We start from the raw sequence: 8,401 nt of genomic DNA, 5'->3' as shown, positions 1-8,401 counted from the left end.
TTGCTGCCGCCTTTCTTCGCGTGGGCTTGCCCGCGCGGGGGCACACGAAAAACGACGGTGGCCGCGCGTTTCCCCAAGGCCGTCGCGGCACCCCCCGCCGTAATTTCGGCTGCCCCGTTGGGGCATGGTTGTTCTGCGCGGGCACCCCAGGGCAGGCCTGGCCCTTCGGGCGGCGGCCTGGCCTGGGCCATATTCGGCAACGCTTTCAGCGTTGAAGATGTCGGACAAAGGGCAATGTACGCACTCCATCCAGAAGGTGTCCGCGGATTTTAGTGCGATTGCCCTGCAAGACGGCTCTTCCGGCCTGTGCGGTGTTTTCATCAGGCTACCAGATTGTTGCCTTTACTGCTATAATTGCCAATAGAATGGTGGCCGTCCGGTGCCGGGGGCACGGCGTGGGGCGCGAAAGGCCACCGGGTGCGATGGAACGGAGAGAATGCGCGGGCGCGGCAAGATTCGGGGGCCGCGCAGGAGGACGGAGAACATGGGATCGGCGTCGCCAAGGGAAGTCAGGCTGTTCTGCTCCTGCGGGCAGAAGATGCGGGTGCATCCCGCCGTGGAAAGCCTTCCGGGGCGGTGCGTTTCCTGCCACCGGAAGTTCTGGACGCCGCGGCTGGACGAACTGCCGGCGGACGCGGAGGAGGTGCGCCTCCCGGACCATCCGGAATGGCAGCGCGCGCCCGGTGAGCGGACGCGCCCCGTTCCGGCCGAGGCTAAACCGGCCACCCCGCCGCCGGCCCCGCAGCCTGCGAAGCCGCCCGCGCCGCCCGCGGAGCGGGTTCGGGAACAGACCGGTTCGCGGGACCCCTCGATCCGCTCGGAGGTTTCCGACCGCGCGCGCTCGGACGCGGCGCTTCCCGCTGTTCCCCTGGACATTCTGGAACCGCTGCGCCGGGTGGCCTCCTGCGTGGAGCTGGTGGAGCTGCGGATGCGGGAGCCGGCCGAGGGCCGCACGGGTCCCGATCAGGCCACGCTCGAATCCTACCGCCGTATCCTGGCGAGCATCCGCGAACGGCACGAGCAGCGGCTCAAGTCGGCGCTCTTTGACGCGACGGAGCGCCTGGTCGCCCTGCTGGAGGGGACCGCGCTGGCCACGCTGAAATTCCGCACCGGCGAGCTGTCCTATGACCAGTTCTACGCCACCGTCTGGGAGTTTCGCGCCCGGCGCGAGGCCCTCGAACGCCACCGGCAGAACCTGCGCGGCTGGCTGGCCTGCCGCGACACGCTCTCCCTCGGCGGACCGGTTGCGGTGACGCTGGACGACATTGACCTGGAAAGCTCCGACCTGGGCCTGAGCGCGCCGGTGCCGGTCGCCGATCCGCTGATTCCGCACCATGTGGGCCGGCTGGGAGAGGCGCTGGAGGCGCAGGACCGAGCGGCGCACAGGCTCCGGGAGTGCCGACGGATGGGCGCCGACTCCGCCCAGTCCGGGGCGGCGCTGGCCGCGGCGGAGCAGTCCGCCGCTGCGGACATGGCGCGTGTCCGCGCCGAGGCGGCGTTCCGCCGCGCGCGGCTGGAGGAGATGCTGCGGGATTTTGACGCGGACCGGGCGGCCGTCGAGGCGCGGCTTCAGCTTCCCGCGGACAAGACGGACGAGGGCGCGGCCCGGGAGCTGCGCCGCACCCTGGACGACATGCGGCGGCTGCGCGGCTGGATTCGCGCGGCGCTGGACGCAGAATCCTCGGCGGACCTGCCTCTGGCGCAGCCCACCCTCTTCCGGAGGCTGGATTCCCGAAAGGCGGTCGCGGAGGTGGCGGTGGAGGCCCTGCCCGCCTACGCGGCGGCGGTGCTGCTGTTGGTGCTTTCCGTGCCCCTGTTTTCCACGACCGCAGGCGGCGGCGCGTATGCGCCCTCCGGCACGGTGGCCCTCTCCGCGCTCGTGATGGCGTTTGCCTCCGCAGCGGTGCCCGTGCTGCGGAACCGCATGGTGCGGGGCGCCGTCCTCGCGGGCATTCTGGCGGCCCAGGGCCTGGTATGGGGGGCCGATCTGGGCATGGCGTCGGACGGGACTCCGGCCCTTTCCGCGTGGGTTGCGGTTGCAATGCTGGCCTTTGCCGCCAGCGCGGCCGCCCTGGCCGCGGTGTGGTGGCCCGCCCGCCCGCGCGAACTCATCCTGGCCGTGGCGGTCTCCGCCGTGTTGTGCGCGGGCGCCTTCACTGCGGGCGGGATGGCACCCGCAGACAAGGCCGGTCCGGTCCCGGTGGCGGCCGCCACCGCTGAAACCCTCCCCGACCCGGCGCCGGAAAGCCCCGTTCCCCCCGCGCCGCGCGCTCCGGAAGTTCCCGCAGCCAATCCCGTTCCCGTAACGGCGCCGGTTTCGCCTGGCGCGCCGCCGCAGGAATCCGCAGAGTTTCCCGAACCCGTCGCCGAGGCGGTTCCCGCCCCCGAAGAGCCGCCGCAGGCCACTGCGCCCCCGCCGCCCCCCGCCCCCGTGGCGGAAATGACCCTGCGCGGGGTGTTTCACAAGGAGGGCGACCCGCCGCGTTTCCGAATCACGCTGCTCCTGCCCAGCGGGCGGATTCGGGAGATTGACGGGGTGCTCGGGGACAACATCCACGCCGGATGGAAAGCGGCGGAGTACAGCAGCACCATGCAGAAACTCACCCTGTCCCGGAACGGAAAGCTGCTGGTGGTCAAGCCGGGAGAGATGGTGGAGCTGCCGGAGGACGTCGCGGACTGACCGGCGGCGGCGCCGGTCACAGCTCCATGCGGCGGGATTCGGGGGCGGCGTCCGCCTGGTCCAGGACATCTTCCGCGCTTTCCACCACGGACACGCGGATGCTGGTCTCCTTCAGGGGCTGCTCGTAGGACACGGCGTACTGGTAGCCCTCCGCGACAAGCCGCCGGATCAGCCGGTGCATGTCGCCGCACCAGAGCCCCTCCTGCCGCGACAGTCTGGCCAGCTCGTCCAGCGTGAAGGGGGCGTTGGGGTCGGCCCCGGCGGGGCGCTCGTGCAGCACCTCGAAGGCGAGCTGGAAGTTCTGGTGCAGCCCCACCTGGACCACCTCGCCCCCCGGAATCCGGAACAGCGCGCGGTGCAGGAGGCCGTTGGGGTCGGGCTGGAAGGCCTGCATGGACTGGTAGCCCATCTCCTCCAGATTGCGCGTGACGGACTCCGACAGCCCCCGCCGCTGGGCGTGGCGCACCGCCGCCTTGTCTATCTCCCCGCGAAGGGTGTCCAGACGCCGCTCCACGGGGTCCAGCGCGCCCTCCGGCACCGCGTCGGCGGCGCACAGGGACAAAATCTGCCGTTCCATGGTGGCGAGTTCCGCCGAGTACCGCGCGAACTCCTCGTCCGCCAGCGCCTCCACGGCCCCCTGGTAGAAAAGCACCGCGTCCAGCGCCTTCTCCATGCGGGCGTGCAGCTCTGCGGCGCGCTCCCGGCGGCGGCGCATCCCCTCCAGGAAGTCGGAGAGGCTCAGCCGCACCGTTTCCCGCAGCGTCTCCAGCTCCTCCCGCTCCAGTGTTTCCCCCCGGTCCAGACGCGCAAGCACGGCGGCGATCTGTCCGGACAGACGTTCCCAGGGGTTCCCCGCCGCGTGGCGGTAGGGCTCGGGAAACGCGTCCAGCGCCTCCGTCATCCCCGCCAGCAGGGCGCGGGCCTCCGAAGCCGCCATCCGCTCCGCACCCAGCGCCCGATGGGCCGCCGCGCGGAGGGCCGGCCCGCCGCCGTCGCCGCCCGCATGCAACGCCTTGGCCCCTGAGAGAACCATGTGCTGCAGTTTCTGCTCTGAAGCTTCGACATCCCCCTCGAGAGCCCGGGCCATTTCGGTCGCAGCCATCACCCGCTCCCGGAAGGCCAGCCATTCACGCAACTGCGCCTTCTCGCGCTCCCGTTTGGCCTCGGCCGCCTTAATGCACTCCTTGAGCACGGCCCCCGCGCCAATTCCCATTCCCGCCGCAGCCGAGAAGGCGGCGTTCGCCCCGAAAAGCAGAGAAAGCACTTCGGGCATCAACAACGGGGCCACTACCACAGTACCGCTCATCTGTCACTCTCCTTGCAGAGCAATTGTAGCAGGAAGAGACGGAAAGGAGACCGTCTTTGGGGGACTCCGAAAAAAAGCGGGCGGGGAAAGCCGTGTGGCTTCCCCCGCCCGCAGGTTCATTTGTCCGGACCAGAATACAAGGGGAGCCTTAGAAGGCGCCCATCACGCCGGCGGCCAGCGGGCTGACCGGCCACCCGCTCGGGTAGCGCAGGAACTCGACGTGGCCGTCCATGTAGAGGACGTTCGAGCCGCCGGGGACGTGGTTGAACGAGTTTTCGTCGCTGGAGTCGTTGGAAATGGTGTCGGACATGATGGCGAGCGAGCTCTGGGCCTGCGTGCTGGCGCCGGGGTTGTTGATGTCCGTGATGAAGAAGCGCTCAATGCCCTCGCGGAAACGGTAGACGGTCATCTTGCGGCCGCTGGGCAGGCTCAGCTCCATGTCCTCGCTGACCTGGTCGAGATCGGCGGGGTTCGTGTTCTGGACCACCTGCACGAGGTTCATAAGGATGGCGCTCAGCCCGGCCACGAGGTCGGGATCAAGGCCCGGCTTCGTGGCGAAGTATGTCGCGATTTCGCTAAACAGCGCACCGGAATCAGTGGACGTGAAGACGTGCGGGTCGTCCGTGACGCCCGGGAGGTGGAGCGCCCAGCCCATGTACAGATAACTGCAACTGCTGCTGTCCAGCTCGCAGGGGAAGAAACGCGTCTCGGCATCGGCCGGAAGGGGCTCATAGGCCGACCCGTTCCAAAGCTGCGTGTGGCCGGACCGGTGCGCCTCTTCAAACGTCCCCTCGACGCCCTTGTTCATCGGGTCGGACGGGCAAATGGCCACGGCCGGATCCGTCAGGTACTCCGGATACACCTGGAAGGCGTTTATGGCGAAAGACTTGTTGATGGGGGGCGTGTTGCTGTTCTGGCAGTCATAGGTCATGATGGTGGGGAAGGACTGCCCCTTGGACTCGTTGGCGTACATCTTGCACACCAGGCCGAACTGCTTCAGGTTGTTCTGGCAGCTGGCCCGGCGGGCCGACTCGCGCGCCCGGGCGAGCGCCGGAAGAAGGATGGCAGCCAGAATGCCGATGATGGCGATGACGACAAGCAACTCAATCAGCGTAAACCCTTTACGTGTGCGACTCATGATTACTCTCCTTTTGCCCCAGCTCGGGACACTTGCACAAAATGAAAGACACATTTCCCGGCCCGGTGCCCACACATGCAGAGGGGGCCTCCACCACCCTCCCGGTTACCACGTCACCAGGCACCCGGCCAGTGGGAGTACAACACCTCCCGCGACCACCTTAGCATAAACGTTCTCATTTTGCAACGGCTTTTTTTTCTTTTCCCCCTTTTTCGTGTTGCTCTCCGCCGCCGAAACTGGCGTTTGGGGGAATGTCCCTCTCCCTTGCAGCCGCGCGCAACCCGCAACCAGTTGATGTCCTTGTAGTTGCGAAAGGTGCGAATTCGAGGATGGACCGGGCGGACGCTTACCACATCATGTTGTGGTTGTTTTTTCCATACCCCCTTGACTTTGTGGTGGGTTGAGGGTAAAATCGGGACGTTTGCGACGGGCTGAGCGAAGCGTTCCCGTCCGGGTTGCACGTATCAGGGCATGCTGAAGGAGGGCAGGCGACAGATGGAGACTGCGGCGGCAAGGAGAAACTTAGCGGGGCTGGAAGCGGCGCTTCCCCAAGAGGCCAGGATCATCAAGCGCGACGGTCGCGTGGCGGATTTCGACCCGTCAAAAATCACGGCGGCGCTGCTGAAGGCGGGCGAGGCAACGGGGGAGTTTGGAGTGGAGTCGGCCCGGCAGCTGACGATGCGCGTGCTCGCGCTTCACCAGTCGGTGGCCGGCCAGGCCACGCCGACGGTGGAGGGCATCCAGGACATCGTCGAGGAAGTGCTGCTGATGTCCCCGTACAAGAAGAGCGCGAAGGCGTACATTCTGTACCGGGACCAGCACACGCGGGTGCGCGAGCTGGTGCACCAGGCCGATGTGGACCTCATTGACCGGTATCTGGACCGCCAGGACTGGAAGGTGCAGGAAAACAGCAACATGGCCTATTCGCTGCAGGGGCTGAACAACTACGTCTCCAGCGAGGTGAGCAAGGTCTACTGGCTGAACAAAATCTACACGGAGCGCATCCGCGAGGCGCACCGCCGGGGCGACCTGCACATCCACGACCTGGGCCTGCTGTCGGTCTACTGCGTGGGATGGGACCTCCAGGACCTGCTGCGGTGCGGGTTCAAAGGCGCGCCCGGCAAGGCGGAGAGCAGTCCCGCCCGCCATTTCCGCACGGCGCTGGGGCAGATCGTGAACTTCTTCTACACGCTCCAGGGCGAGGCGGCGGGGGCGCAGGCCTTCAGCAACTTCGACACGCTGCTGGCGCCGTTTGTCCGGCACGACCGGCTGGGCTATCCCGAGGTGAAGCAGGCGCTTCAGGAGTTCGTGTTTAATCTGAACGTCGCGACGCGGGTGGGTTTCCAGACGCCGTTCACGAACGTCACCCTCGACCTGAAGCCGCCGAAGAACCTCGCCGGGGAGAGCGTGATCATCGGCGGCGAGGCGCGGGAAAGCGTCTACGGCGACTACCAGGAGGAGATGAACCTGTTCAACGCGGCCTTCCTGGAGGTGCTCTCGGAGGGCGACGCGAAGGGGCGGGTCTTCAGTTTCCCGATCCCCACGTACAACATCACGGCGGACTTCAACTGGGACGACCCGGGGCTGGACCGGCTGTGGGAGGTGACGGCGAAGTACGGCATCCCCTATTTCGCCAACTTCGTGAACTCCGACATGTCGCCGGACGACGCGCGGTCCATGTGCTGCCGCCTGCGGCTGGACCTGCGCACGCTGGACAAGCGGGGCGGCGGGCTTTTCGGGGCCAACCCGCTGACGGGCTCCATCGGCGTGGTGACGATCAACATGCCCCGGCTGGGCTTCACCTCGCGGACCGAAGCGGAGTTCCTGGAGCAGCTCGACCGGCTGATGGACACCGCGCGGGAAAGCCTGGAGACGAAGCGGACCATTCTGGAGGGGTTCACGGCGAAGCGCCTCTACCCCTACACCAAGTTCTACCTGCGCGACGTGCACGCGCGCCACGGCAGCTTCTGGCACAACCACTTCTCCACCATCGGGCTCGTCGGCCTGAACGAGGCCTGCGTCAACCTGATGGGCTGCGGCATCGGCGACGAGGCGGGCGCGGCTTTTGCGGGCCGCGTGCTTGACCACATGCGGGACCGCCTGACGGCGTTCCAGGAGGAGACGGGCCACCACTACAACCTGGAGGCGACGCCGGCCGAGGGGACCAGCTACCGGCTGGCACGGCTGGACCGCGAACGCTTCCCCGGCATCCAGTTCGCGAACCAGAAGGCGGTGGACGGGGGGGCCGAGCCGTTCTACACCAACTCCAGCCAGCTTCCGGTGGACTACTCCAGCGATGTGTTCGAGGTGCTGGAGCTCCAGGACGGGCTGCAGGCGAAGTACACGGGCGGCACAGTGCTGCATGTGTTTCTCGGGGAGTCGGTGGCGGACCCGGCGGCGGTGAGGGCCTTCGTGCGGCGCGTGTGCGCGAAGTACAGCCTGCCGTACTTCACCCTGTCGCCGTCTTTCTCGATCTGCCCCACCCACGGCTACCTGCGCGGGGAGCGCAGCCATTGCCCCTTCTGCGGGGAGAAGGCCGAAATCTACGCGCGGGTGGTGGGCTACCTGCGTCCCGTGGACCAGTGGAATGACGGAAAACGCGCCGAGTTTCACCAGCGCAGCCGCTACGTCCTCGGGGGGGAATGATGCGTTTCGGGGGCTTTCAACCGTTCACGCTAAGCGACTACCCCGGGAGGACGGCGGCCATCGTCTTCGCCCAGGGGTGCAATTTCCGGTGCCCCTTCTGCCACAACGGCTCCCTGCTTTCCGCGGTGGCCGACGAGCGCGACCTCGTCCCGGAGGAGATTGTGCTGGCGGAGCTGAGGCGGCGCCACGGGCTGATCGAGGGCCTGGTGGTCACGGGGGGCGAGCCCACGCTTCAGGCCGCCCTGCCCGCTTTCCTGGGAAAAGTGAAGGCGCTGGGGCTCCTGGTGAAGCTGGACACCAACGGCAGCCGACCGGAGATGCTGGCCCGGCTGCTGCGCGCCGGATTGGTGGATTACGTTGCCATGGACGTGAAGGCGCCCCGGGAGAAATACGACCTGCTCGCCGGCGTGAAAGCCCCCCTGGACGCCGTGCGGGAGAGCATCCGGCTCATCGCCGGTTCCGGGGTGGCCCACCATTTCCGCACCACCGCGCCCCCCGCGCTGCTGAGCGCCCGGGACCTGGAGACGATCCGGCGGGAGCTGCCCCCCGACGCTGCGCACCGCGTGCAGGAGTTCAAGCCGGAGCATGCCCTGGACCCCGCCGCCTGCGCCGCCGCACGAACCGCCTGAAG

5 protein-coding genes are annotated in these 8,401 nt (G+C 67.7%); 3 read left to right on the top strand and 2 right to left on the bottom strand.

Translation table 11 applies throughout. The features are described 5' to 3' along the window. The first annotated feature begins 484 nt into the window (after window positions 1-484). Window positions 485-2,680, top strand: a complete 2,196-nt coding sequence (locus tag GXY15_09770) for a hypothetical protein (protein NLV41496.1) — start codon at window positions 485-487, stop codon at window positions 2,678-2,680. Between the two features lie 16 nt (window positions 2,681-2,696). Here GXY15_09770 and GXY15_09765 read toward each other — a convergent pair whose 3' ends face one another. Together GXY15_09765 and GXY15_09760 are read right to left on the bottom strand one after the other, a co-directional pair. Beyond that, window positions 2,697-3,986: a hypothetical protein gene (locus tag GXY15_09765; protein ID NLV41495.1), complete on the bottom strand. Its 1,290-nt coding sequence runs from the start codon at window positions 3,984-3,986 to the stop codon at window positions 2,697-2,699. A 148-nt stretch (window positions 3,987-4,134) separates the two neighbouring features. Next, window positions 4,135-5,124, bottom strand: coding sequence for a DUF1559 domain-containing protein (locus tag GXY15_09760; protein NLV41494.1), 990 nt, complete (start codon window positions 5,122-5,124; stop codon window positions 4,135-4,137). A 495-nt stretch (window positions 5,125-5,619) separates the two neighbouring features. On the opposite strand from GXY15_09760, the gene GXY15_09755 reads away from it, so the two are divergent. Beyond that, window positions 5,620-7,770, top strand: coding sequence for a ribonucleoside triphosphate reductase (locus GXY15_09755; protein NLV41493.1), 2,151 nt, complete (start codon window positions 5,620-5,622; stop codon window positions 7,768-7,770). Then, window positions 7,770-8,399, top strand: coding sequence for an anaerobic ribonucleoside-triphosphate reductase activating protein (locus GXY15_09750; protein NLV41492.1), 630 nt, complete (start codon window positions 7,770-7,772; stop codon window positions 8,397-8,399). Before GXY15_09755 ends, GXY15_09750 begins: the two co-directional genes overlap by 1 nt. The last annotated feature ends 2 nt before the right edge of the window (window positions 8,400-8,401 follow it).

Source organism: Candidatus Hydrogenedentota bacterium, assembly GCA_012730045.1.
In the GTDB taxonomy this organism is placed as follows: Bacteria; Hydrogenedentota; Hydrogenedentia; order Hydrogenedentales; family CAITNO01; genus JAAYBR01.
Note: the sequence above shows the minus strand (reverse complement) of the source record. Positions and strands in the feature narration are given on the sequence as shown.